The sequence below is a fragment of the Aeromonas sp. CA23 genome, assembly GCF_002587065.1.
GTDB lineage: Bacteria > Pseudomonadota > Gammaproteobacteria > Enterobacterales > Aeromonadaceae > Aeromonas > Aeromonas bestiarum.
The window spans coordinates 4,847,521-4,872,922 of sequence record NZ_CP023818.1 but is presented as its reverse complement, the minus strand read 5'-3'; the positions used below and the strand labels follow the sequence as shown (position 1 = coordinate 4,872,922).

The 25,402-nt window shown below is 62.1% G+C and carries 17 protein-coding genes; 11 read left to right on the top strand and 6 right to left on the bottom strand.

Going from position 1 to position 25,402, the window contains the following annotated elements; genetic code table 11:
• Positions 1–4 precede the first annotated feature (4 nt).
• The 9 genes from lpxA to pdxY all read left to right on the top strand — a co-directional run bounded on the left by lpxA (position 5) and on the right by pdxY (position 14,241).
• Positions 5–796, top strand: a complete 792-nt coding sequence (gene lpxA / locus CK910_RS22385; protein ID WP_080741035.1) for an acyl-ACP--UDP-N-acetylglucosamine O-acyltransferase — start codon at positions 5–7, stop codon at positions 794–796.
• Entirely contained in the window at positions 789–1,928 is a 1,140-nt protein-coding gene (gene lpxB / locus CK910_RS22380) for a lipid-A-disaccharide synthase (RefSeq protein ID WP_098984761.1), read from the top strand. Before lpxA ends, lpxB begins: the two co-directional genes overlap by 8 nt.
• 81 nt (positions 1,929–2,009) lie before the next feature.
• Positions 2,010–2,600, top strand: a complete 591-nt coding sequence (gene rnhB, locus CK910_RS22375; RefSeq protein ID WP_098984760.1) for a ribonuclease HII — start codon at positions 2,010–2,012, stop codon at positions 2,598–2,600.
• Positions 2,601–2,662: 62 nt separating this feature from the next.
• Entirely contained in the window at positions 2,663–6,142 is a 3,480-nt protein-coding gene (gene dnaE, locus CK910_RS22370; RefSeq protein ID WP_043134772.1) for a DNA polymerase III subunit alpha, read from the top strand.
• Between the two features lie 16 nt (positions 6,143–6,158).
• The gene (gene accA / locus CK910_RS22365) at positions 6,159–7,109 is read left to right on the top strand and encodes an acetyl-CoA carboxylase carboxyl transferase subunit alpha (protein ID WP_042867203.1); all 951 of its coding nucleotides are present in this window, start codon (positions 6,159–6,161) and stop codon (positions 7,107–7,109) included.
• A 361-nt stretch (positions 7,110–7,470) separates the two neighbouring features.
• Positions 7,471–9,015 (top strand): lysine decarboxylation/transport transcriptional activator CadC, encoded by a 1,545-nt coding sequence (gene cadC, locus CK910_RS22360; RefSeq protein ID WP_098984759.1) that lies wholly within the window; start codon positions 7,471–7,473, stop codon positions 9,013–9,015.
• A 746-nt stretch (positions 9,016–9,761) separates the two neighbouring features.
• Positions 9,762–11,096 (top strand): cadaverine/lysine antiporter, encoded by a 1,335-nt coding sequence (gene cadB / locus CK910_RS22355; protein ID WP_043554782.1) that lies wholly within the window; start codon positions 9,762–9,764, stop codon positions 11,094–11,096.
• Between the two features lie 76 nt (positions 11,097–11,172).
• Complete coding sequence (locus CK910_RS22350; RefSeq protein ID WP_098984758.1) at positions 11,173–13,305, top strand: lysine decarboxylase CadA; 2,133 nt, start codon at positions 11,173–11,175, stop codon at positions 13,303–13,305.
• A gap of 75 nt (positions 13,306–13,380) precedes the next feature.
• Positions 13,381–14,241 carry a pyridoxal kinase PdxY gene (pdxY, locus tag CK910_RS22345; protein WP_098984757.1) on the top strand — a complete coding sequence of 287 codons (861 nt, stop codon included), beginning with the start codon at positions 13,381–13,383 and terminating at the stop codon, positions 14,239–14,241.
• A gap of 13 nt (positions 14,242–14,254) precedes the next feature.
• On the opposite strand, the gene CK910_RS22340 is transcribed toward pdxY, so the two are convergent.
• Both CK910_RS22340 and CK910_RS22335 read right to left on the bottom strand, forming a co-directional pair.
• On the bottom strand, positions 14,255–15,676 hold the full coding sequence (locus CK910_RS22340; protein ID WP_043554786.1) for an MATE family efflux transporter: 1,422 nt from the start codon (positions 15,674–15,676) through the stop codon (positions 14,255–14,257).
• Positions 15,677–15,782: 106 nt separating this feature from the next.
• Positions 15,783–16,691, bottom strand: coding sequence for a LysR family transcriptional regulator (locus CK910_RS22335; RefSeq protein ID WP_098984756.1), 909 nt, complete (start codon positions 16,689–16,691; stop codon positions 15,783–15,785).
• Between the two features lie 504 nt (positions 16,692–17,195).
• Between CK910_RS22335 and CK910_RS22330 the strand changes: the two genes are divergently transcribed.
• Together CK910_RS22330 and yjeH are read left to right on the top strand one after the other, a co-directional pair.
• Complete coding sequence (locus tag CK910_RS22330; protein WP_043134499.1) at positions 17,196–18,491, top strand: HAAAP family serine/threonine permease; 1,296 nt, start codon at positions 17,196–17,198, stop codon at positions 18,489–18,491.
• A 138-nt stretch (positions 18,492–18,629) separates the two neighbouring features.
• Positions 18,630–19,910, top strand: coding sequence for an L-methionine/branched-chain amino acid transporter (gene yjeH, locus CK910_RS22325; protein WP_098984755.1), 1,281 nt, complete (start codon positions 18,630–18,632; stop codon positions 19,908–19,910).
• A 61-nt stretch (positions 19,911–19,971) separates the two neighbouring features.
• Here yjeH and CK910_RS22320 read toward each other — a convergent pair whose 3' ends face one another.
• From CK910_RS22320 to CK910_RS22305, 4 genes are all read right to left on the bottom strand, one after another.
• Complete coding sequence (locus CK910_RS22320; protein ID WP_098984754.1) at positions 19,972–20,508, bottom strand: GNAT family N-acetyltransferase; 537 nt, start codon at positions 20,506–20,508, stop codon at positions 19,972–19,974.
• 81 nt (positions 20,509–20,589) lie between these two features.
• Complete coding sequence (locus tag CK910_RS22315) at positions 20,590–22,323, bottom strand: ABC-F family ATP-binding cassette domain-containing protein (protein WP_098984753.1); 1,734 nt, start codon at positions 22,321–22,323, stop codon at positions 20,590–20,592.
• A gap of 381 nt (positions 22,324–22,704) precedes the next feature.
• Positions 22,705–23,142, bottom strand: coding sequence for a PliI family lysozyme inhibitor of I-type lysozyme (locus CK910_RS22310; RefSeq protein WP_098984752.1), 438 nt, complete (start codon positions 23,140–23,142; stop codon positions 22,705–22,707).
• Positions 23,143–23,265: 123 nt separating this feature from the next.
• Positions 23,266–25,296, bottom strand: coding sequence for a M13 family metallopeptidase (locus CK910_RS22305; RefSeq protein ID WP_172955401.1), 2,031 nt, complete (start codon positions 25,294–25,296; stop codon positions 23,266–23,268).
• Positions 25,297–25,402: the final 106 nt, after the last annotated feature.

Genomic DNA, 25,402 nt, shown 5'->3' with positions numbered 1-25,402 from the left:
ACACGTGATCGACCAGACTGCCATCATTCACGATACCGCCATCGTCCATGAGTCTGCCGTGATCGGTAAAGGGGCTGAAATCGGCCCCTTTTCTGTCATCGGCGCCGAGGTTGAAATCGGCGAAAACACCTGGATAGGCTCCCATGTGGTGATCAAGGGCCCGACCAAGATAGGTCGTGGCAACAAGATCTTCCAGCACACCTCCATAGGTGAGGATTGCCAGGACAAGAAGTACGCCGGCGAGCGCACCTTCCTCGAGATCGGCGACAACAACGTCTTTCGCGAGAACTGCACAGTGCACCGCGGCACCATCCAGGATCAGTCCCTGACCAAGGTGGGCAGCGGTAACCTCTTCATGGTCAACGTGCACGTGGCCCATGACTGCATCATCGGTGACAACTGCATCTTCGCCAACAACGCGACCCTGGCGGGCCACGTGGTGATCGGCGATTTCGTGATCTTTGGCGGTCTCTCCGCGATCCACCAGTTTGGTCGGGTCGGCTCCCACGCCTTCGTCGGTGGCTGCGCCGCCCTCAACAAGGATGTGCCGCCCTACGTGATGGCGGCCGGCAACTACGCCAAGCCGTTCGGGGTCAACTCCGAAGGCCTGCGTCGTCGCGGTTATAGCCCTGAGGCCATCTCGGCCGTCAAGCGTGCCTACAAGGAGATCTTCCGCTCCGGCAAGACCATCGAAGAGGTATTGCCCGTGCTGATCGAGATGGCGGCCAGCGAACCGGCCGTTCAGCTCTACGTGGATTTCCTCAAGGACAACGAGCGCGGGATCATCCGTGCCTGATCCCGTTCGCATCGGTATCGTCGCCGGAGAGACCTCCGGCGACATCCTGGCCGCCGGGCTGGTGCGTGAACTGCAGCGCCGCTATCCGGACGCGCAGTTTGAAGGGATCGCCGGGCCGCGGATGCAGGCTCTGGGCGTCAAGGCCCTGTTCGAGATGGAAGAGCTTTCCGTCATGGGGATCACAGAGGTGCTTGGCCGTCTGCCCCGCATCCTCAAGGTCCGCCGCGAACTGCTGCGCCATTTTATCGCCAATCCGCCCGACATCTTCGTCGGGGTGGATGCACCGGATTTCAATATCGGGGTGGAGCTGAAACTGCGCCGCGCCGGTATCAAGACGGTTCACTACGTCAGCCCCTCGGTCTGGGCCTGGCGTCAGAACCGCATTCACAAGATCAAGGCCGCCACCGATATGGTGCTCGCCTTCCTGCCGTTTGAGAAAGCCTTCTACGACCGTTTTGACGCCCCCTGCCGCTTTGTCGGCCACACCATGGCGGACGACATCCCGCTGGTGCCGGATCAGGCCGGGGTACGCAGAACCCTCGGCATCGACGCCAACCGGCGCTGGCTGGCTGTGCTGCCGGGCAGTCGCAGCGCCGAGGTGGGCTTCATGTCACCGGTATTTCTCGAGGCCTGCAAGCGGCTGACCGTGCGTTACCCGGATCTCGGCTTCATAGTGCCGCTGGTCAACGACAAACGGCGCGAGCAATTCATGGCCATCAAGGCCGAGCTGGCGCCGGATCTCGACATGGTGCTGCTGGAGGGGCAGGGGCGCGAGGCGATGATAGCCGCCGATGCCGTGCTGCTCGCCTCCGGTACCGCCGCGCTGGAAGCCATGCTGGTGAAAAAGCCCATGGTGGTGGGTTACAAGCTCAAACCCTTCAGCTACTGGCTGGCCCAGCGGCTGGTGAAGACCGCCTATGTGTCCCTGCCCAACCTGCTGGCCGACCAGATGCTGGTGCCGGAGCTGATCCAGCACGAGTGCACCCCGGACAATCTGGTGGAAGAGGTCAGCAAGCTGCTGGAACACGACAATCGCGAGCTCATCGCCACCTTCACCCGGCTGCACCAGCGCATTCGCTGCAACGCCGATGTGCAGGCCGCCGATGCGGTGGCCGACCTGCTCGGCAGATAATATTTCCGGGCGGCCGATTGGGCTGTGCTAATCGACCCCATGTCAGGCCCTGCGGGGCCTGTTTTGATTCAAGGCTGCAAGATGATGATCGATATTCCCGAAGACAGGCTGGTTGCCGGTGTGGACGAGGTGGGGCGTGGCCCCCTGGTGGGTGACGTGGTCACGGCCGCCGTGATCCTGGATCCCGCCAACCCCATTGTCGGGCTGGCAGACTCCAAGAAGCTCTCCGAGAAGAAACGGCTGGCGCTGTTTGACGAGATCAAGGCCAAGGCGCTGGCCTGGGCCATAGGTCGCGCCACGCCCGAGGAGATAGACGAGCTCAACATACTGCACGCCACCATGCTGGCGATGCAGCGCGCCGTGGCAGGGCTGACGGTGACGCCAGATCTGGTCTTTATCGACGGCAACCGCTGCCCAAGCTTGCCGATGGAGGCCCGCGCCGTGGTCAAGGGGGATAGCCTGGTGGCTGCCATCAGCGCCGCCTCGATTCTGGCCAAGGTGACCCGCGACGCCGAGATGACCGAGCTGGACAGCCGTCATCCCGAGTATGGTTTCGCCCGTCACAAGGGCTATCCGACCCCTGAGCACCTTGCCATCCTGGCCGAGCGCGGCCCCCTGCCCGAGTATCGGCAGAGTTTCAAACCGGTGCGCCGTGCACTGGGGATCGAGTAAACCATGCAGAGCTGCCGGCATCACGACATGCACGCCACTCTGTGCAACGAGAGGGTATGACGATGGCTGAACCCCGTTTTATCCACCTGCGGGTCCACTCCGACTTCTCCATGGTCGATGGCCTGCAGAAGATTGCCCCCATAGTCGGGGCGGCAGCGGCCAACAACATGCCGGCGCTGGCGCTGACCGACCAGATGAACATGTGCGGCCTGGTGCGCTTCTACGGCGCAGCCCACGGCAAGGGCATCAAGCCCATCGTCGGGGCCGACTTCTGGGTGCAGAGCGAAGAGCTGGGCGACGAGCAGTTCCGCCTCACCCTGCTGGCCATGGACAACGACGGCTACCAGAACATCACCCTGCTCATCTCCCGCGGCTATCAGCGCGGCCACGTGCAGGGGCGCCCGGTCATCGACAGAGCCTGGCTCGCCGATCACGCCAAGGGCGTGATAGTGCTCTCGGGCGGGCGCGAGGGGGATGTGGGCAAGTTCCTGCTCAAGGGCAACCGGCAGATGACGGAGTCGTGCCTCGCCTTCTACCGGACCCACTTCCCCGACGCCTACTACCTGGATCTGCTGCGCACCGGCCGACCCGACGAAGAGGTCTACCTGCACATGGCGGTGGCCATTGCCACCGAGTTCGAACTGCCTGTGGTGGCGACCAACGAGGTGGTGTTCCTCAACGCCGAAGACTTCGACGCCCACGAGATCCGGGTCGCCATCCACGATGGCTACACCCTGATGGACAAGCGTCGCCCGCGCCGTTACAGCCCGCAGCAGTACCTGCGCAGCCAGGAGGAGATGGCCGAGCTGTTCGCCGACATTCCGGAGGCGCTGGAGAACACGGTGGAGATCGCCAAGCGCTGCAACGTGACTGTGCGCCTGGGTGAATACTTCCTGCCGAACTTCCCGACCGGCGACATGACCACCGAAGACTTCCTGGTAATGAAGTCCAAGGAGGGTCTGGAGGACAGGCTCGCCTTCCTGTTCCCTGATCCCGAGGTTCGCGTCGCCAAGCGCGGCGAGTACGACGAGCGCCTCGACATAGAGCTCAAGGTGATCAACCAGATGGGCTTCCCGGGTTACTTCCTCATAGTGATGGAGTTTATCCAGTGGTCCAAGGACAACGGCATTCCCGTCGGGCCGGGCCGGGGCTCGGGTGCGGGCTCCCTGGTGGCCTACGCGCTCAAGATCACCGATCTCGATCCGCTGGAATTTGACCTGCTGTTCGAACGCTTCCTCAACCCCGAGCGGGTCTCCATGCCCGACTTCGACGTCGACTTCTGCATGGACAGACGGGACGAGGTGATCGAGCACGTTTCCGAGATGTATGGCCGGGATGCGGTGTCGCAGATCATCACCTTCGGCAGCATGGCGGCCAAGGCGGTGGTGCGGGACGTGGGCCGGGTGCTGGGCCACGCCTACGGCTTTGTCGATCGCATCTCCAAGCTGATACCGCCGGATCCAGGCATGACGCTCGCCAAGGCGTTCGAGGCCGAGCCCAAGCTGCCCGAGCTCTACGAGCAGGACGAGGAGGTCAAGGACCTCATCGACATGGCGCGCCGGCTGGAAGGGGTGGTGCGCAACGCCGGCAAGCACGCCGGTGGCGTGGTGATAGCGCCCACCAAGATCACCGACTTTGCGCCGCTCTATTGCGATGACTCCGGCAATCACCCTGTCACCCAGTTCGACAAGAACGACGTTGAATACGCCGGGCTGGTGAAGTTCGACTTCCTGGGGCTGCGTACCCTGACCATCATCGACTGGGCGCTCGGCATGATAAACCCGCGCCTGGCCAAGGAGGGCAAGCCGCCGGTCGACATCGCCGCCATCCCGATCCACGACAAGAAGTCGTTCGATCTGCTGCAGCGGTTCGAGACCACGGCGGTATTCCAGCTCGAATCCCGCGGCATGAAGGACCTCATCAAACGGCTGCAGCCTGACTGTTTCGAAGACATGATAGCCCTGGTGGCGCTGTTCCGGCCGGGCCCGCTCCAGTCGGGCATGGTGGACAACTTCATCGAGCGCAAGCACGGCAAGGAGGCCATCTCCTACCCGGACGAGAAGTGGCAGCACGAGAGCCTCAAGCCAATCCTTGAGCCTACCTACGGCATCATCCTCTATCAGGAGCAGGTGATGCAGATAGCCCAGGTGCTGGCTGGCTATACCCTCGGTGGGGCGGACATGCTGCGCCGGGCCATGGGCAAGAAGAACCCGGCCGAGATGGCCAAGCAGCGCTCCGGCTTCGAGGAAGGCGCCGTCAAGAACGGCGTCGACGGCGAACTGGCGGTGAAGATCTTCGATCTGGTGGAGAAGTTTGCGGGCTACGGCTTCAACAAATCCCACTCCGCCGCCTATGCGCTGGTCTCCTACCAGACGCTCTGGCTCAAGACCCACTTCCCGGCCGAGTTCATGGCGGCGGTCATGACGGCCGACATGGACAACACCGACAAGATAGTGACCCTGGTGGACGAGTGCCAGCGGATGGGGCTTACCGTCATACCGCCGGATGTGAATACCGGTCGTTACCGCTTCAGCGTCAACGAAGACGGCCACATCGTCTACGGTATCGGGGCCGTGAAGGGGGTGGGGGAAGGCCCCATCGACGCCATTCTCAGCGCCCGGGATCAGGACGGGCCCTTCCGCGATCTGTTCGACTTCTGCAACCGGGTCGACATCAAGAAGATCAACAAGCGGGTGATGGAAAAGCTCGTTCTCTCCGGCGCCATGGACAGGCTCGGCCCCCACCGCGCCGCCCTGATGGCGACGCTGGAGGAGGCGATGCGCGCCGCCGAGCAGCACGCCAAGGCGCAGGCGGTGGGTCAGGTCGACATGTTTGGGGTCCTGACCCAGGAGATTGACGACGTCAAGAAGGCGTTCGCCAACGTGCCGCACTGGCCTGACAAGATCTGGCTGGAAGGGGAGCGCGAGACGCTCGGCCTGTACCTGACCGGCCACCCCATCAACCAGTACAGCGGCGAATTGCGTCGCTACACCTCGGGTCGCCTGTGCGATCTGCACCCCACCTCCCGCGATACCGTCACCACGGCGGCTGGGCTGGTGATCGCGGCCCGCAGCATGGTGACCAAGCGCGGCAACAAGATGGGGATCTTCACCCTGGACGACAGATCCGGCCGTCTCGACGTGACCCTGTTCAGTGAGGCGCTGGAAAAATATGAAGAATTGATGCAAAAAGACCGTATTTTGGTGGTTTCTGGACAGGTCAGCTTTGATGACTTCTCCGGTGGCCTTAAAATGTCGGCCCGTGAATTACTGGATATCAACGATGCGAGGGAGCGTTTTGCCAGGGCAATCCGCATCTCCCTCGATGAACAGCGGATTGATGATCGCTTTTTCCCGCGTTTGTGCGAGATTTTGGAACCCGCCCGTGCCGGAGTCTGTCCGGTTCAGGTAAACTATCGTCGCCCCGGCTCCCGGGTGCGATTGACGCTCGGTACCGAGTGGCGGGTGACGCCCACCGATCAACTGATAGATGACTTGCGAGTCCTGCTTGGACGAGAGCGGGTTGAATTGGTTTTTGATTAGAGGATCTATAGGCCCTATGAGTCTTTTTCTGGATTTTGAACAGCCAATTGCCGAGTTGCAGGCGCAGATTGATGAACTCCGTCATGTGAGTGAGCACAACAGTGCTGTCGATCTCAATGAAGACATTCGCCGGCTGGAGAAGAAAAACGAAGAGCTGACCAAGAAGATCTTCGGCGATCTGGGGGCCTGGCAGGTATCCCAGATGGCGCGTCATCCTCAGCGTCCTTACACCCTCGATTATATCGAGCACATCTTCACCGACTTCGACGAGCTGGCTGGCGATCGCGCCTATGCGGATGACAAGGCCATCGTCGGCGGCATCGCCCGTCTCGACGGCGAACCCGTGATGGTGATTGGTCAGCAGAAGGGTCGTGAGACCAAGGAGAAGATCAAGCGCAACTTCGGCATGCCGCGTCCGGAAGGATACCGCAAGGCCCTGCGCCTGATGGAGATGGCCGAGCGCTTCAAGATGCCGATCATCACCTTCATCGACACCCCGGGCGCCTACCCCGGCGTGGGTGCCGAGGAGCGTGGCCAGTCCGAAGCCATCGCCCGCAACCTGAAAGTCATGGCCGGTCTGACCGTGCCCGTGGTCTGCACAGTGATAGGTGAAGGCGGCTCGGGCGGCGCCCTGGCTATCGGTGTGGGGGATCGCGTCAACATGCTGCAATACTCCACCTACTCCGTCATCTCGCCGGAAGGTTGCGCCTCCATCCTGTGGAAGAGCGCCGACAAGGCACCGGTCGCCGCCGATGCCATGGGCATCACGGCCCAGCGCCTGAAGGAGCTGAAACTCATCGACAGCATAGTCGAGGAGCCCCTCGGCGGTGCCCACCGCAATGTGGAGCTGATGGCCAAGCGCCTGAAGGATCGCATCCAGCAGGATCTGAACGCCTTGCGTCCGCTCGAGACCGATCAGTTGCTGGAGCAGCGCTACCAGCGCCTGATGGGCTACGGCTACTGCTAAGCACCGGCTTTATTCCTATATGCCAGAAGGCCCCCGCACTGCGGGGGCCTTCTTTTTTGGGTCCGGGATAAATACTCTTCATATGGATACCAGTTGGCACGATGTTTGCCGAAAACCCCCGTGTCGGATCAACTGAGCGGCGGTTAGTGGCCAAAAAAAGTGGGATCCCGCTCCCGTTTTGCTTAAAGTGACCGCTTCCGATCGGCCCGATTGGAATACCCGCAAGGATGCCCTTCAGACGTAAACAGGATTGACCCTCAGGCATGTTCACTGTTTCGGCGACACTGTTTTCCCGGTTCCGCCTGCCTCTGGTTTTGCGTCACTCTCATCGTGCATCGTCTTCATCTGCAGCGAGTGAATCATGAGCGAATCGGTTTTTGAGATCCATGACTGGACCCTGAGCGTTGACGACAACATGCTGTGTCGCCCCGATCGCGAGGTCTACCTCGAGCCCAGGCTGGTCAATCTGTTGCGGTTTCTGGCGAGCAATGCCGGCACAGTGTTCGCTCGCGACTCCCTGATCAACGAGGTGTGGGACGGGGCCGAGGTCACCGATCAGGTGGTCACCCAGTCCATCTTCGAGCTGCGCAAGATCCTCAAAGATGGCCGCTTTGATGCGACCGACTACATCATCACAGTGCCCAAACGTGGCTACAAGCTGGTGGCGCCGGTGCGGCCTTTGCAACCTTTGCAGGTGGTTTCCGTGGTGATGGCGGATGCCCGATCAGCTCCGACGGCCAACTCGACCCTCTCCGACCTGAGCCCGCCTGCCGATGACGAGGATGAGGAAGCGATCGGTGGTGTGGCCCCCTTCCCGGCCGGCCCCCTGACCCGCGCCATCTCGACCCGGGCCCAGGACGGCCGCAGCCGCTGGAAGATGATCAGTTTCGACATCTTCGTGGCCGTCATCCTGGTCACCATTGTCAGCCTGCTCAGCTACCAGCACACCAGTCCCCAGGTGCACTCCATGCTGGATCCAAACCTGCTGGTGTTTCGCTTTCACTCCGGCATGGAGGGTGACAACGAGAACGTGCGTCTGGCCGATGGCATCACCCGTGCCCTGATGGGGGAGGTGGCGGCCGCCACGTCGCTGCGGGTGCAGTACGGCGCCAATACCCTGATGGGCGGCATACTGCCGGGCAAGGAGCTGAGCGTGCGGGTCTCCCGCCAACCGGGCGGCACCTATCTGGATCTGGAATACCGCAACATCAACACCAACCGTGTGCTGTTCAGCCACCAGTATCAGCTCAGTCGCCACAACGTCCACGCCGTGCTGCAGGCGAGCAGCCAGGATCTGCTGCGCGCCCTCGATCAGCCGGACGCCTTGCCCGGCATGGGCTGGCCCACCGACGATGCCGCCCTGATGGCCATGATGGAGGCGCACTACTACACCAACAGCCAGGATACGGTGGCGCTCAAGCGCGGCATCGATCTGCTCGACAAGTCCCTCGCAAGCCAACCGGATCAGCCGCTGCTGCTGGCCGAGCGCTATCTGGCGGGAGAGGCGCTGGCAACCCTGGCCGGTCAGTCCGAGAGTGAACGACTGCAGGGGATTGGCACCCATCTGGCCAGTCTGGTGCAGGACGGCGGCCTGCTGCCGGCGCGGGTATGGGAGGCACTGACCCTGCAGGCCATACTGGACGGCCAGCAGCAGCAGGCGAATCGCCTGCTGGCACAGGCGGCCAGCCGGGGCCGCTCAGTGCTCTATCACATACTGCTCGGCAAGCTGGCTGAGCTGGATGGTCGCCCCGAGGCGGCGGGGGATGCCTACAGTCAGGCCTTCCTGATGGAGGCGACCGAGCAGACCTATCTGCTTTGCCAGCGACTCGGTTTCTACAGCAACATGGAAACCCTGACTCCCGCACTGTTCAACGTGCTGGGCCAGAGCAAGGTGAAGCTGTTCTGAGGCGTGGCAACATGCCGCTTCGCTGATCGCAGAGGTTGCGCTCAGCCAGACAGGCTGCCTTGGGGCAGCCTGTTGCTTATGTGCCGTCTGGTGTGCCGCAGCTCGGCAATGACCAGCCTTGGGTGACCTGGCTGCCAGCCGCTCTCTTTATTCCTGTCCCTATTCCTACCCCTGCCACTGGCACCGGGCCATGGCATCTTTATCTACCCGGTTTGACTCACTCACTGCCATGTCGTCACCCCTGCGCAGATGGCCGATTCAGGGCCTGCTCCCTTCTTCACTCTGCTCGCGGCTGTGTCGTCCTGATGCTTGCCCTTTGGGTTACCCAGTCAAGGGCGGCCATTGCCGGGGGCGTCCGCTTATCCCTTGAGCCACGTGGCGGGTGGGAGGATGGCGAGGCTTCAACCGGTGGCCTGGCTGCGGGATCAGGGCAAAGGGGGCTGAATGGGACACCAAGGGCATCATGAAAAATATCAAGGTGTATCGACTGAGGCCTGACGGACCTCTCAAGCGGGGGCAGGGATATCAAGGATTTATCAAGGTGGCTTGTGGGTTGATATTCAACGTTATGTTTTTAATGGGTTTTTATTGATTGATGTCGTGGGGCGAAAAAAGTTCACTCATGTTTTTATCCCTTAGCGGGTCTTTATGTTTTCCGGGGCACAGAGGCCTAGTCTGTGGCCATTCGTTGGCGGGACGCTCCGCCAAGCGTGTGTTTGATGACCTTTTATCGACCCGGAGATCTTATGTCCCTAGATACGAGCAAGAAGATTGGCCTCATCGCCTGTACAGGTGTGGTGGCCGGCAACATGATGGGGAGCGGCATAGCGCTGCTGCCCTCGGCCCTGGCCACTATCGGCTCCATCTCTGTATTCAGCTGGGCCATCTGCCTGGTTGGTGCCATGGGCCTTGCCTTCGTGTTTGCCCGCCTCGCTACCAAGAATCCGCAAGAGGGTGGCCCCATCGCTTACGCCGGCGAGATCTCTCCTGTATTCGGCTTCCAGACCGGTGTGCTCTATTACCACGCCAACTGGATTGGCAACCTGGCCATCGCCATTACCGGCGTCTCCTACCTGTCGGTCTTCTTCCCCATCCTCAACAACCCTATCCCGGCAGCCCTGGCTACCATAGCGGCGGTCTGGATCTTCACCTTCGTCAACCTGCTTGGCGGCAGCTGGGTGAGCCGCCTCTGTACCCTGGGGCTAGTGCTGATCCTGCTGCCTGTGGTCGGTACCGCCGTGATGGGCTGGGGACATTTTGATACCAGCGTCTACAGCCAGAACTGGAACACCACCAGCGGCAGCGACCTGCATGCGGTCATCAGCGCCGTGCTGATCTGCCTCTGGTCCTTCGTGGGTGTTGAATCCGCCGCCGTCTCTTCCGGCATGGTGAAGAACCCGAAACGTACCGTACCGCTCGCCACCATGCTGGGGACCGGTATTGCCGGCGTCATCTACATACTCTCCACCCAGGTGATCAGCGGCATGTTCCCGGCCGGTGAAGTGGCAGCCTCCGGCGCCCCCTTTGCCATGGCCTCTTCCGCCATCTTCGGTAACTGGTCTGCGCCGTTCGTCTCCGCCTTCACCGCCCTGGCCTGCTTCACCTCGCTGGGTTCCTGGATGATGCTGGTGGGCGAGGCGGGCAAGCGCGCCGCCCACGATGGCAACTTCCCGAAGATCTACGGCGAGCTGGACAAGAATGGCGTCGCCAAGAAGGGTCTGATCCTCGGCTCCCTCAAGATGACCGCGCTGATGATCGGCCTGACCGCCTTCACCTCCCAGTCCGCTCACGCCGCCGATCTGTTCAACGTGCTGACCACGGATGCTGTGCTGCTGACCATGCTGCCTTACTTCTACTCCAGCATTAACCTCATCCGTTTCGAGGGCATGACCTCCCGCAGCATAGGCACCATGATCTTCTCCGGCGTCGCCTGCGTCTTCTGTCTGGTGGCCCTGATGGGCGCCCAGGGCTCCAACCTCACTGCCACCTTCGTGGTGTCGCTCATCATCCTGATGTTCTACGCCAAAAAACAGGGCCTGCGTCAACACGACGCCCTGCTCAAAGAGCAAGCCAGCCACTGATTCCGTTTCCCTTTTCCGAGCGCTCTTCACTCACCATCCCTGATGGAGAGCGCCCCTCTACGTGTGGAGTATCACGATGAATATCATTGCCATCCTCAACCACCTGGGCGTGTTCTTCAAAGAAGAACCCATTCGCCAGCTGCAAGCCTCCCTCGAGCGTAAAGGCTTTCAGGTTGTATACCCGGTCGACGTGGCCGACCTGCTGAAGCTGATCGAGAAGAACCCCCGTGTCTGCGGCGCCATCTTCGACTGGGACAAATATTCCCTCGGCCTGTGCAAGGAGATCCACGATCGCAACGAGAAGCTGCCGATCTTCGCCTTTGCCAACGACCAGTCCACCCTGGACATTCACCTGACCGACCTGCGTCTGAACGTGCACTTCTTCGAGTACCGTCTCGGCATGGCCGACGACATCGCCCTCAAGATGGGTCAGGCCACTCAGGAGTATCAGGACGCCATACTGCCGCCCTTCACCAAGGCGCTGTTCAAGTATGTGGAAGAGGGCAAGTACACCTTCTGTACCCCGGGTCACATGGGCGGTACCGCCTTCCAGATGAGCCCGGCCGGCAGCATCTTCTATGACTTCTACGGCCCCAACGCCTTCAAGGCTGACGTCTCCATCTCAATGCCGGAGCTGGGCTCCCTGCTGGATCACTCGGGTCCGCACAAGGAAGCCGAGGAGTATATCGCCCGTACCTTCAACGCCGATCGCTCCTACATAGTCACCAACGGCACCTCCACCGCCAACAAGATAGTCGGCATGTATTCCGCGCCGGCCGGCAGCACAGTGCTGGTGGATCGCAACTGTCACAAGTCCCTGACTCACCTGATGATGATGAGTGACGTGACCCCGCTCTACTTCCGTCCGACCCGCAACGCCTACGGCATTCTGGGGGGCATACCGCAGAGCGAGTTCAGCCGCGAGACCATAGCCGCCAAGGTCGCCGCCACCCCGGGCGCCCAGGCGCCACGCTATGCCGTGATCACCAACTCCACCTACGATGGCCTGCTCTACAACACCGGCTTCATCAAGGAGGCGCTGGATACCCCTTACATCCACTTCGACAGCGCCTGGGTGCCCTACACCAACTTCAGCCCCATCTACGAAGGCAAGTGCGGCATGAGCGGCGACGCCATGCCGGGCAAGGTGTTCTACGAAACCCAGTCCACCCACAAGCTGCTGGCGGCCTTCTCCCAGGCCTCGATGATCCACATCAAGGGTGACGTGGAGGAAGAGACCTTCAACGAAGCCTTCATGATGCACACATCCACCTCGCCGCAGTACGGCATAGTGGCGTCCACCGAGATCTCCGCCGCCATGATGCGGGGCAACACCGGCAAGCGGCTGATCAAGGACTCCATCGATCGCGCCGTCTCCTTCCGCAAAGAGATCAAGCGTCTGCGTGATCAGAGCGAAGGCTGGTTCTTCGACGTATGGCAGCCGGACAACATAGACACAGTCGAGTGCTGGAAGCTGGATCCGAAAGATGACTGGCACGGTTTCAACGGCATCGACGATGACCACATGTACCTCGACCCCATCAAGGTCACCCTGCTGACCCCGGGCATGGGTCGTGATGGCAAGCTGCTGGACAACGGCATCCCTGCCTCCCTGGTCTCCAAGTTCCTGGACGAGCGCGGCATAGTGGTGGAGAAGACAGGCCCCTACAACATGCTGTTCCTGTTCTCCATCGGCATCGATCAGTCCAAGGCGATGCAGCTGCTGCGCGCCCTGACCGAGTTCAAACGTGGCTATGACCTGAACCTGACCATCAAGAGCATATTGCCGAGCCTCTACCGTGAAGACCCGAGCTTCTACGAAGGCATGCGCATTCAGGCGCTGGCCCAGAGCATCCACGACCTGACCTGCAAATATCGTCTGCCGGAGCTGATGTTCAAGGCGTTCGACGTGCTGCCTGAGATGAAGATGACGCCGCACGCCGCCTGGCAGCAGGAGCTGGCCGGCAATCTGGAAGAGGTGCCGTTGCGTGACATGGTGGATCGCATCAGCGCCAACATGATACTGCCCTACCCGCCGGGAGTACCGCTGGTACTGCCGGGTGAGATGGTGACCAGCGATTCGCTGCCGGTGCTCGAGTTCCTCGAGATGCTGTGCGAGATCGGGGCTCACTACCCGGGCTTCGAGACCGACATCCACGGCCTCTATCGTCAGGCCGATGGCAGCTACACCGTCAAGGTGCTGCGTTAATCGAGAGTGACAACAACGGGCCGAGAGGCCCGTTTTTCCCTGTGTTTTTTATCCATTTTTGCGTGAGTCGCCATCATGAAGCGAATTCTCTCCATTCAATCCCACGTGGTGTTCGGCTGCGCCGGCAACGGTGCCGCCGTGTTTCCCATGCGCCGCATGGGCATGGAGGTGTGGCCCGTCAATACGGTGCAGTTCTCCAACCACACCCAGTACAGCGAAGGTTGGCAGGGGATGGCGATGCCCGGCGGCCATATCCGCCAGCTGATGACGGGGCTTGCCGACATAGGCGTGCTGGGGCAGTGCGATGCGCTCTTGAGCGGCTATCTCGGCTCGGCCGAACAGGGGGAGGAGATACTGGCGGCGGTGGCCCACCTCAAGGCGCTCAATCCAAACGCCCTCTATTTCTGTGATCCCGTGATGGGTCACCCCGACAAGGGTTGCATAGTGGCACCCGGTGTCAGCGAATTCTTTAAAACCCGGGCCTTGCCCCAGGCCGACATGCTGGCCCCCAATCTGCTGGAGCTGGAACAGCTCACCGGCCGCGAGATAAGCAATGTGCCCGAGGTGCTGGCGGCTTGTCAGCAGTTGCGCGAGCAGGGGATCAAGCTGGTGATGGTCAAGCATCTGGGGCGGGCCGGGTTAAGCCTGGACAGGTTCGAGATGGTGCTGGTGTGCGATGCGGGCGCGTTTCACATCTCGCGCCCGCTCTATGAATTTCATCGCCAGCCCATAGGGGTAGGGGATCTGCTCAGTGCCACCATGCTGGCCAATCTGCTGGCGGGACATGATCCCGTGCTGGCGTTTGAGCGCACCAACGCCAGCGTGGATGCGGTGCTGGCCCAGACCTGGCTGGCGGGCGCCTACGAGCTGCAACTGGTGGCAGCCCAGCAGGCGATGGCAGAACCCGGGGTGCGCACCCGCGCCACCCGGCTTTGAGTCTGCGTAATGGCTAGCCGGCGCGGCGGGCCAGCTGGACTCCCTGACGGGCGCCGATCGGCTTGGCGTGGTGCGGACGCTGGGGTGTGCACGCCAGCTTGAGGCGACGCCATTCCCGCCACAGCAGCCAGCACAGCGGCAGGGTCAGCAGCAAGACTGTGGTGGGCTGGGCCATCAGCACCCCCTCGCGGCCCCACCAGAGCGGCAGCAGGAAGATCAGTGGCAGCAGCAGCAGTGTCTTGGCCGCCGAGATGATCAGCGCCTGCTTGGTGCGGGCCATGGACTGCAGCAACACTATGCCGAACATGATGATCCCCTCCAGCGGAATGGCGCCGAGGTTGAGGGTCAGGCTGCTGACGGCCGCGGCAAGCAGCTCGGCATCCTGATTGCCGATGTAGAGCATGGCTACCTGGCGCGGCAGCAGCTGGATCAGCAGCCAGACCGCCATGCCATAGATGAGCGTGATCTTGAGCCCCATCTCCATCAGGAATTTCAGATCCCGATGGCGTTTGGCCCCCGTCGCCTGGCTGATGAGCGGCTGGATGCCGAAGGCCAGGCCCTGCAGGATCACGATGAACACGGCCTCGGTGTAACCGGCCACTGTGAAGCCGGCCAGATCCTTGATGGCGCCATACGCCATCAGCTGGCTGTTGTGCAGTAGCAGCAGCAGCCCCAGGTTGAACTGGGCGATCAGGCTCGGCAGACCGGTGAACAGCAGGTTGGGCATGGCCGGAAAACTGGGCACCATGTGGTGCCATGAGAGGCGCAGTTTGGCATGGCTGGTAAAGAAATAACCCAGGCCAAGCAGGCTGACGATCCCCTCGGTGATGAGCGTCGCCTGGGCCGAGCCCACCAGCCCCAGCCCCAGCCGGCCGACCATGAGGTAGTTGAGTACTATGTTGAGGATGGCGCCACTGCTGACCAGGATCATGGCCAGCCTTGGCTTGCCATCGTTGCGCAGCAGGTAGGGCACCGCCAGGTTGCAGGCCAGCAGCAGGGTGCCGCCGCCGATCCAGGTGAGGTAGTCACTGGCCTGTTTCCAGGTCTCTGTGCCTTGCTCAATCCCCAATGCCAGCAGTATGTCGATGTGCCAGTAGTAAAGCAGCAAGGGCGCCAGGGCCCCGAGCAGCCCGAGCAGCCAGAACGCATTGACCAGCGCCTGTCGGGCCAGCCGGATATTCTTTGCCCCCTGATGCAGGGAGATGGCGGTGGCCGCCCCCATGCTGATCATGGCGGCGAGCCCGATCAACACCATGATGACGGGATAGACCAGGTTGATGCCGGCGAGGCCGGCGGCGCCCACGTAGTGGCCGACGAAGATGCCATCGACCAGGTAGTAGGCACCGGAGACCAGCATGGCCATGATGGAGGGGAGGGCATAGCCCCAGAAACGGCGAGTCATCGCCCGTTGGCGCAACATGAAGTAGGCAGACATATCTGTTCTCTTGGGGAGTTCGATTATCGAGCAGACAGTCTAGATTAATATCTTTTTGTTGATAATTCGGTTTCCATTTGATGAATTGATGAGCCACGCTCAGTAATCATCGAGTTTGATAGTGTGCCTTGAGCATGTCTATCAGGGCGCGCAGGCCGCGGCCCAGCTGATGCCGGCTGGGATAAAAGAGCGAAAATCCCACGAAGGTAGGGCACCACTGCTCCAGCACGCTCACCAGTGTTCCCTGTGCCAGCTGCTTGCTCACCTCCTCCTCCAGGCAATACGCCAATCCCAGCCCCGCCTCTGCCGCCCCCAGATAGAGTGCCGGCGTGCTGGTGGTGAGGGGCCCGGTCACCTCTATCTCCAACATGGAACCTTCCTCTCCGGCAAACGCCCAGCGGTAGTGGTGGGAAGGGGTCAACCGGTAACCTATGCAGGCATGGCGCGACAATTCGCGAGGGTGTTGCGGGGTGCCGTGCCTGGCCAGATAGGCGGGGGCTGCCACCACCAGATAGCGCTGGGGCGGCCCGAGCGGCACACCTATCATCTCCTTGGGCAGCAGGTCGCCATAAAAGAGGGCTGCGTCATAGCCATCCTCGATGAGGCGCGGCATCAGCTCCTGCTCCACCACTTCCACCTGCATGCGCGGGTAGCGCACCATGTAGTCGATCAACACTGGGGCCAGCAGCTCATCGATGGCGCCCCGTGGCGCACTGATCTTCAGCCGTCCCACCGGCTCGTCGCTGTGGTGCGCCAGTTCGTCGAGTGCGCTCTGCAGGTGGTTCAGGGTGGGCAGCAACTGTTCGAGCAGGCGCTGGCCCGCATCGGTCGGCACCACGGCACGGGTGCTGCGATTGAGCAATCTGACACCCAGGCGGGTCTCCAACCCTTTCAGGCTGTGGCTCAGGGCGGAGGCAGACACCCCGAGCTCGAGGGCGGCCTTGCTGAAACTCTGGTGACGGGCGACGGCGGCAAATACTGCCAGTTCGGCGAGGTCGGTACGGGTGATGGCCATATTAATTCAACGGGGAAATGTTGATGAACAGGGTACGACAGGGCACTGCGGTGCACAACTTGAGCAACAAACAGGCAAATGTAAGCAGTTTGTTGTACCCCAAAGGATATAGATACGGGTGAAACTACCTGGAATTGTTAATGGTTGTTCACAAAATTGGGCTGGCAACGTGATCTCTGACGCCAGAAAGGCGATTCCAGTCAAACTTTGGTTGATTAATTCAAAAAAACACTGTGCTCGGTAAGGGGATTTAATTAGAGTCAGCTCATCAGAACAAAGGTGCGTTAATGAGTTGTAACGGTTGACGTGCTTGCGGCCCTCGGGCTGATGACCCACAGACCTGTTTGTTGCAGTTTGGTTGCTACATGGAGTGGCGAGCAAGTTGCCGAGTCGGTGGGATGAGAATAACAGGGATGGACTGCAGGAGTTCCAGGGAGATGGAACGGGGCATTGCGCCCGGTTGACTAGATTTTTTCTATTTTCCTTGATGACAGGAACACCCCTATGTCTGACATGAACATTGCAGTTGAAGGCAGCTTAGCCAGTAATGCGTCTTCCCGTGGCATCAACAAGGCCGACCTGGTCTGGATGCTGGGCCTGTACGGTACCGCCATCGGTGCCGGCGTCCTCTTCCTGCCGATCAACGCCGGTGTAGGTGGACTGTGGCCGCTGCTGGCCATGGCCATCCTGGCCCTGCCGTTGACCTTCTTCGCACACCGCGGCCTGACCCGCTTCGTGCTGTCCGGCTCCACCCGCGACGGTGACATCACCGAAGTGGTAGAAGAGCACTTCGGCAAGACCGCAGGCAAGTTCATCACCCTGCTCTACTTCTTTGCCATCTACCCGATCCTGCTGATGTACTCGGTTGCCATCACCAACACGGTCGAGAGCCTGATGGTTCACCAGCTGGGCATGACTGCACCTCCCCGTGCCATCCTGTCGCTGGCGCTGATCCTGGGTCTGATGGCGATCGTTCGCCTCGGCGGCCAGTTCATCGTCAAGGCGATGAGCGTGCTGGTGTTCCCGTTCGTGCTGACCCTGATGGGCCTGGCGCTCTACCTGATCCCGCATTGGAACGGTGCCATCATCACAGAAGCGCCGGCACTGTCTGACGCCTTCAACGGTGACTTCATCAAGACCCTGTGGCTGGCAATTCCGGTAATGGTGTTCTCCTTCAACCATTCCCCGATCATCTCCTCCTTCGCGGTGGACAACAAGGGTCGTTACGGTGAAGGCGCCGAGAAGAAGTGCGGCAACATACTGCTGGGTGCCCACGTCATGATGGTCATGACCGTCATGTTCTTCGTGTTCAGCTGCGTACTGAGCCTCTCCCCGGCTGACCTGGCTGCCGCCAAAGAACAGAACATCACCATTCTGTCCTACCTGGCCAACCACTTCGACAACGCCTTCATCGCCACTGCGGCTCCGCTGATCGCCATGGTCGCCATCAGCAAGTCCTTCCTGGGTCACTACCTGGGTGCACAGGAAGGCATGAACGGTCTGATGGCCAAGGCGCTGCGCGAAAAAGGCAAGAAGGTTGATGCCAAGCAGCTGAACAAGGTGACCGCGGTCTTCATGATCCTGACCACCTGGGCCATTGCCACCATCAACCCGAGCATCCTCGGCATGATCGAAGACCTGGGCGGCCCCATCATCGCCATGCTGCTGTTCCTGATGCCGATGTACGCCATCACCAAGGTACCTGCCATGCGCAAATACGCTGGCAACATCAGCAACGGCTTCGTGACCCTGATTGGCCTGATCGCCATGTCCGGCATCATCTACAAGCTGATTGCCTGATAACTCCGGCTAGTCTGTTGAAAGAAGAAGCCGCCTCGCAAGAGGCGGCTTTTTTTGTTTGAGCAACGGATAGCCCTTAACAAGCAAGGGACTGCGGCCTAACATGGCGGGGTGTTTTTCCAGTCAGGACAAAAGGATATGTCTGCGTTGAAAAAAGAGCTGGGGCTCTGGCAGGGAATGGGGCTGCTCGCTACCTCACTGCTGGGGACCGGTATCTTCGTGGTGCCGGCGACCGCGGCGTCGCTGGCGGGGGGCGCCTCGCTCTGGGCCTGGGGGTTGCTCATCGTGCTGGTGCTGCCCATCGCCTTCACCTTCGCCCGTCTTGGCCGCCGTTATCCCCATGCGGGCGGGGCGCCGCATCTCATTGGGCTCGCCTTTGGCAACGGCGCCGAGCGTTTCTCCGCCTTCCTGTTCCTGGCTGTGTTGCCGGTGGGCTTGCCTGCGGCCCTCACCATAGCCGCCGGCTTCTGGCACGCGCTTTTCGATCTGGGGGAGTGGACCCTGTGGGCCATCCAGCTGCTGACCCTGCTTGGGGTGTTTCTGCTCGGGCTGCGGGGGGCGCGCTCCTCCGGCAACCTGCAGTTGCTGATTGCCCTGGCCATATTGGGGCTGACCCTGCTCATCTGGTTCAAGGGGGATCTCAGCTGGCGCGACGCGGCCCAGCCACTGCCGACGGCGGCTGAGTGGCCCGCCATGGGCACGGCGCTGGCGGTGATGTTCTGGTGCTTCGTGGGGCTGGAAGCCTTCGCCCACATGGGGGAAGAGTTCAAGCGGCCACAGCGGGACTATCCGCTGGCCCTGCTCGGTGGCGTGCTGCTGGCGGGGCTGATTTACTGGGTCCACTCGCTGGTGGTGCTCAAATATGGTCTCTATGGCGACGAGGCGACCAATGCCACCGCCATCCCGGCCCTGCTCTCCCTGCTGTTCGGCCCCACCGCCAAGTGGCTGGTGGCCATTTTGGGCTACCTCTCCTGCTTTGCCAGCATCAACATCTACCTGCAGGGATTTGCGCGCCTCATCTGGAGCATGGCGCGGGAGGGCAAACTACCAGTCTCCCTCTCTCGCCTCTCGGCCCGGGGGGCGCCGCTCAATGCCCTGTGCTGGGTGCTTGCCATCTGCCTCGTCTCCATTACCTTGATCCTCTGGCTGCGACTGCCGCTCGATGAGCTGATCCGCTACGCCAACGGCAACTTCGTGCTGGTCTATCTGCTCTGCATGGCGGCGGGCTGGCGCCTGCTCGGTGGCATGGGCAAGGGGCTGGCGGCCTTGAGCGTGCTGCTCTGCCTCGCCGTGCTGGTGGCGCTCGCCTCCCAGGTGCTCTATGCGGCGCTGCTCACTCTGGGGTATGGCTGCTTCTCGTTGTGGCGGCGCAGACGTCGCCGCACTCTGGCCACCGACAACATCTGCGCCATCAAGTAACCGACCCGATAAAAAGCCCCGCAGTGCGGGGCTTTTTGCTGGCTATCAGATGCGGTTGTGCTCAAGGGGCTGGCAGGTCGCTGCGCAGCAGGGCGTAGTGCCGCAGGGAGATAAACTGCTCCCCCTTCCACTCGCATTCCCGAGCCGTCCCCTCGTAGCGAAAGCCGGCCCGCTCGAGCAGGCGAGCGGAGGGGAGGTTTGGCTCCTCCACCACCGCCAGCAAGCGGTGCAAATCGGTAGTGTGATAGACGAGGGCCAGAAACTGCCGCAATGCCGCCCGCATGATCCCCTGGCCCCAGTACTCGGGATAGAGCCAGTAGCCGAGCTCGGCCCGTTTGTGCTGTGGGTCGGCATCGTTGTAGCCAATGGCCCCCATTGGCTCATGGGTATCCGGGTTGCGGATCAGGAACCAGGCCCCGCTCTGGCACTGCGCTATCTCGGCGTACCAGCGCATCTGGGCCTGGCACGCCTCCATGGTGTCATAGCTGATGCCGTAGCAGGCGATGACCTTGGGGTCCGACAGACCGCGGTAGATGTGAGACAAGTCGGCATCCGTGACGGGGTCGAGCCTGATCCCGGGTTGTTGTGGTGAAGGCATGATGTGCTCCTTGCGGCCAGCCGTGGCCGGCCGCGTGAGTTGAGTGAAAGGGCGGGATAAAAGCGCGGATCGCTGCTTGGCTCAGGGTTCGGAAAGACCCAGCAAGTCGGCAAGCCTGCCCAGCTCATCGCGCCAGCCCTGTTGCAGGCGCGGGGTCTGATGTTTGGGCTTGCGGGCGAGATCGGCGGCAAGCAGGGCATCCAGCTCGTACCAGCGCGCCAGTTGAGCCTCGTCATCGTGCACCGGCATGGGCTCCTCCCCCCAGGCTTCATTGGCCTGGGCGTCGGCGGCGGGCCGATCGGGCGCATCGCCGAGCAGTTCGGCATAGGCCCGCTCGGCGCTGTGGGCCTCGTGGATCCGGCCCTGCCTGATCACCCAGAAGCGGTTGCAGCTGCGCTCGATCAGATCCCGGTCGTGGGAGACAAGCAGCACGCCGCCGACAAAGCCGGTCAGTGCCTCGGCCAGCTCCTCCTTTCCTGCCAGATCCAGATGGTTGGTGGGTTCATCGAGCCAGAGCAGATGGTGACTCGCCAGCGACAGGGCAAGGAACAACAGTCTGGCCCGCTCGCCCCCGCTCAGGGTCGCGACGCGCTGGCCGTGGCGGGAGTAGGGGAAGCCCGCGCGGATCAGCGCCTGGCGTAGCGACACCTCCGGCAAAGGCGCCAGCGGATAGAGGGCATCGGTCAGGGTGGCGTGGTCGTCCAGCTGCTGCAGGGACTGATCGTAGTAGGCGATGCTGGCGCCAGGATGGCGATACCAGCCCTCAGCCGGTCGCTGGTCGCACACCTCGCCCCAGCACTGGCGCAGCAGGGAGGACTTGCCCGTGCCGTTGGCGCCGAGCAGGGCGACCCTGTCGCCGGCGCGCAGCCAGAGATCCTCGGCCCGCAGCAGCGGCGGCAGACCGGGGGCGGGGCGCACGTCGAGGGCATCGAGTCGCAGCAGGGCATCGGCGGGCAGCGCCTGCCCGTGCAGTTCGAGGCGCCAGGGCGCGTCCACCCCGACCACGCTCTGCTCCTCCTGCAGCCTGGCCACCCGTTTCTCCATGGACTTGGCCTGGCGCACCAGCTTCTCGTTGTCATGCTCCCGCCCCCAGATGGCGAGGCGCTTGCTGCTGGCGCTCAGGCGGTCGATCTCTTTTTGCTCGTCGGCCCGGCGCTGGCGGGTTTGCTCGTCCTCTTCGGCCAGGGCCGCCCTGGCCTGACTGCAGGGCAGGGCGAAGCGATGAAGCCGCCGATCCCGCAGGATCAGCGTCTCGCGGGTCACCCGATCGAGCAGGCGACCATCGTGGGAGACCAGCACGAAGGCGCCGCGCCACGCCAGCAGGAAGCGCTCCAGCCAGAGCAGGGCGGGCAGATCCAGGTGGTTGCTGGGTTCGTCCAGCAGCAAGAGGTTGGGCTGGTGCAGCAGGGCGCGGCCTATCTGCAAACGGGTGTGCTGGCCGCCACTCAGCGCGCTGACCGGTAGGTCGGCCTGCTCGGCCAGTTGCAGCTCGGTCAGCATCTTGTCCACCTGCCACGCCTGGTCAGCCTCGTTGGCCAGCGCATCAAGCAGCACGGCGCGGGTGCTGAGCGCTTGCAGTTGCGCGGGCAGATGCTGGGCCACGAATTCACAGCGGCAGGGGGTGGCCTTGTGTATGCGGCCGTCATGGGGCTGGCGCTGACCGGCCAGCAGGGCGAGCAGTGTGCTCTTGCCACAGCCATTGGCGCCTATGAGGCCAATGCGATCACCGCTGCGGATGCTGAGGTCCAGGTTGTCAAATAACGGAAGGTGCCCCGCACTCATTTGCAGGGAATGGGTACTCATCAGGGTTGTCATGCTCTTGCTCTCTTAAATGGCGGGATCGAAGATCCCTGTCATCAGGAGCGCTGGCGACAACGGCAGAGTCGAGAAAGGTCTCGGTTTGGAAGGGAGTCGGCTTTGCTCGAACCCGCTATCGCAGCGCGATGGTATGCAGGCAAGAGCACGCGAATGTGCCGAACAGGCGGGCCGAGAACATCGGACACGCTTGGATAACCATTTTTTACCTCCTTATTTTTCGCAGTGGCAAGGTGGGGCGATTATAAACGCAGAAAAAATAGCCGTCCATCGGGGCGCAGGCCCCTAGCCGGGCGGCAAGGAGGCGGGAAAGGGCGTCGGCATCTGTCACAGACAAGGCGGCAGCCCCAAGTTGCGGGGCTGCCTCATGCGTGTGATTAATTAATCGCGGGGGGTCTTAAGCGCCTGGATCACATCTTCCGTGGGGGCCAGTTCTTCCACGTGGTTGAAGCTGTCGAGCCCCTCTTGCGGATGTATGGTGAAGGCATCGGCGCTCAGGTAGCTGCCGCTGCCGGCGCTCTCCATGATGACGATGAGCTCGGGCTGCTTGTCACCGTTGAGATCCTGCAGTTTGAGCTCCTTGATGGTGCCATCGCGCGCCAGCACCTTGCCGTCGATGAACTGATCGAGGGGGAACTGGGGATTGGCGCCTGAGTAGAGGCGCACGTCGTAGCTGCCGATGGAGGCGGGTTCACCCCGTCCCTCGCTGACGGTGATCACCTGGCCGGAGGGGAGCGTCAGCTGTTTGAAGAATCCCTCCACCGCCTGGCCAGTCAGTGGCAGGGTGAGCAGGCCGAGTGTCATGAATAAGGCTTTCATCGTTGTGACCCTTGTTGCTGCGGTGACGGGCGGCACGCCTGCCCGTCACGGATGTGAATGTGTGGGCCGGGTTCGGGCTTGCCTCTGCCCGGCTCTCTTTCTCTGCCTCGCCGGAGGCGGTCATTACCAGATCTTGACCCGTTTGGCCGGTGCCAGATAGAGCTTGTCACCCGGCTGTATGTTGAACGCCTCGTAGAAGGCGGGGATGTTCGGCACAACGCCGTTGACCCTGTACTCGGGCGGAGAGTGGGGATCCGAGGCGAGCAGCATCTGCATCAGCTCGGGGCGATACATGCCCTTCCACACCTGGGCCCAGCCGAGGAAGAAGCGCTGTTCGCCGGTGAAGCCGTCCAGCACGGGGGCTTCCTCGCCCTTGAGCGACAGCTCGTAGGCCTTGTGGGCTATGGTGAGGCCACCCAGATCGCCAATGTTCTCCCCCAGGGTGAACTGGCCGTTGACGAACTGGCCATTGATGGGCTCGAAGCGGTTGTACTGGGCCACCAGCCGGCTGGTACGGAAGCGGAACTCTTTGAGATCCTGCGGCGTCCACCAGTCGCGCATCAGGCCGTCGCCGTCGGACTTGGCTCCCTGATCATCGAAACCGTGGCCCATCTCGTGGCCGATCACCCCGCCGATGGCGCCGTAGTTGACCGCATCATCCGCCGTCAGGTCGAAGAAGGGGGGCTGCAGTATGGCGGCCGGGAAGACGATCTCGTTGTTGCTCGGGTTGTAGTAGGCGTTCACCGTCTGCGGCGACATGTGCCACTCGTCTCTGTCTACCGGCTTGCCGAGGCGTGCCAGGTTGTCGGCATACTCGAAGGCGTGAGCCCGTTGCAGGCTGCCCAGCAGATCGCCCTGGCGGATCTCGATGGCGCTGTAATCCTTCCACTTGTCCGGGTAGCCGATCTTGGGCCTGAACTTGGCCAGCTTCTCCAGCGCCTGGGTCTTGGTGGCCGGCGACATCCAGTCCAGCTCCTGAATGCTCTGGCCGTAGGCGGTGCGCAGGTTCTCCACCAGCTGCTCCATGCGGGCCTTGGCCTGGGGCGGGAAGTAGCGCTCCACGTAGAGCTGGCCCACCGCCTCGCCCAGGTGATCGTCCAGCACGCCGAGGGCACGCTCCCAAGGGGCGCGTTGCTTGGGGGTGCCGCTCAGGGTGGTGCCGAAGAAGGCGAAGTTCTGGGCGTCGGTCTGGCTGTCGAGATAGGGGGCGTAATCCGTGATGAGCTGCCACTTGAGGTAGGCTTGCCAGTCGCCGATCGGGGTCTGTTGCATCAGGCCATCGAGGGCGGCGAGATAACTCGGCTGGCCTATGACCAGGCTGCTCTGACCGGCGAGGCCGGCCTGATCCAGGTAGCCATCCCAGTCGATATGCGGGGCGAGGCGTTTGAGCTCGCTCTGGGGCACCTTGTTGTAGTTCTTCTCCCGATCCCGCAGGGCCACGTTGTCCCACTGGATCTGGGCGAGTTTGGTCTCAAGGGCCAGGATGCGCTGGGCCTTGGCCTTGGCATCCGCTTCACCGAAACGGGTCAGCATGCCGGTGATGTGCTGCTCGTATTTCTGCCGCAGCGCCTGGCTGTTGGGGTCGGTTTTGAGGTAGTAATCCCGATCCGGCAGGCTGAGCCCGGATTGATAGAGGTAGACCGCATAGCTGTCCGGCGCCTTGGCATCGGCATCGATCCAGAAGCCGAACGGGGCGCCGCCGCCAGTGCGACCGCTCTGGGCAAAGGCCCGGGCCAGCCCGCTCCGATCGCGGAGCTGATCGATCTCGCTCAGCAGGGGCAACAGCGGTGTGGTGCCCTTGGCATCCCGGCTGCCCTGATCCAGATAGCTCTGGTAGAGATCGTGGATCTGCTGGGCCGGGGTGCCTGCCGCCGCCTTGCCGTCGAGCCCCTCGACCAGCACCCGCACGTCCGCCAGTGACTTGTCCCGCAGCATGTAAAAGGCACCGTCGGCGGGCCTGTCGTCCGGGATCTTGGCGGTGGCCAGCCAGTGGCCGTTCACGTAGCGGAAGAAGTCGTCACCGGGTTTGACCCGGGTGTCCATGTTGGCCAGCGCGAGGCCGGAGTGTTTGTCTGCTGTGTCCGGCGCCTGACTACAACCGGCCAGCAGGGCCAGTCCGATGAGGCCGGCCAGCAGGCTTTTTTTATTGTTCATCTTGTTGGATTCCAATTCGGGTTATTCAGCTTCCTGGCCCAAACAGGGCAGTTCTTCACTCTAACAGTCGGGTTGCAGCTTGATAAGCCCGACTCTGCTAAGATCG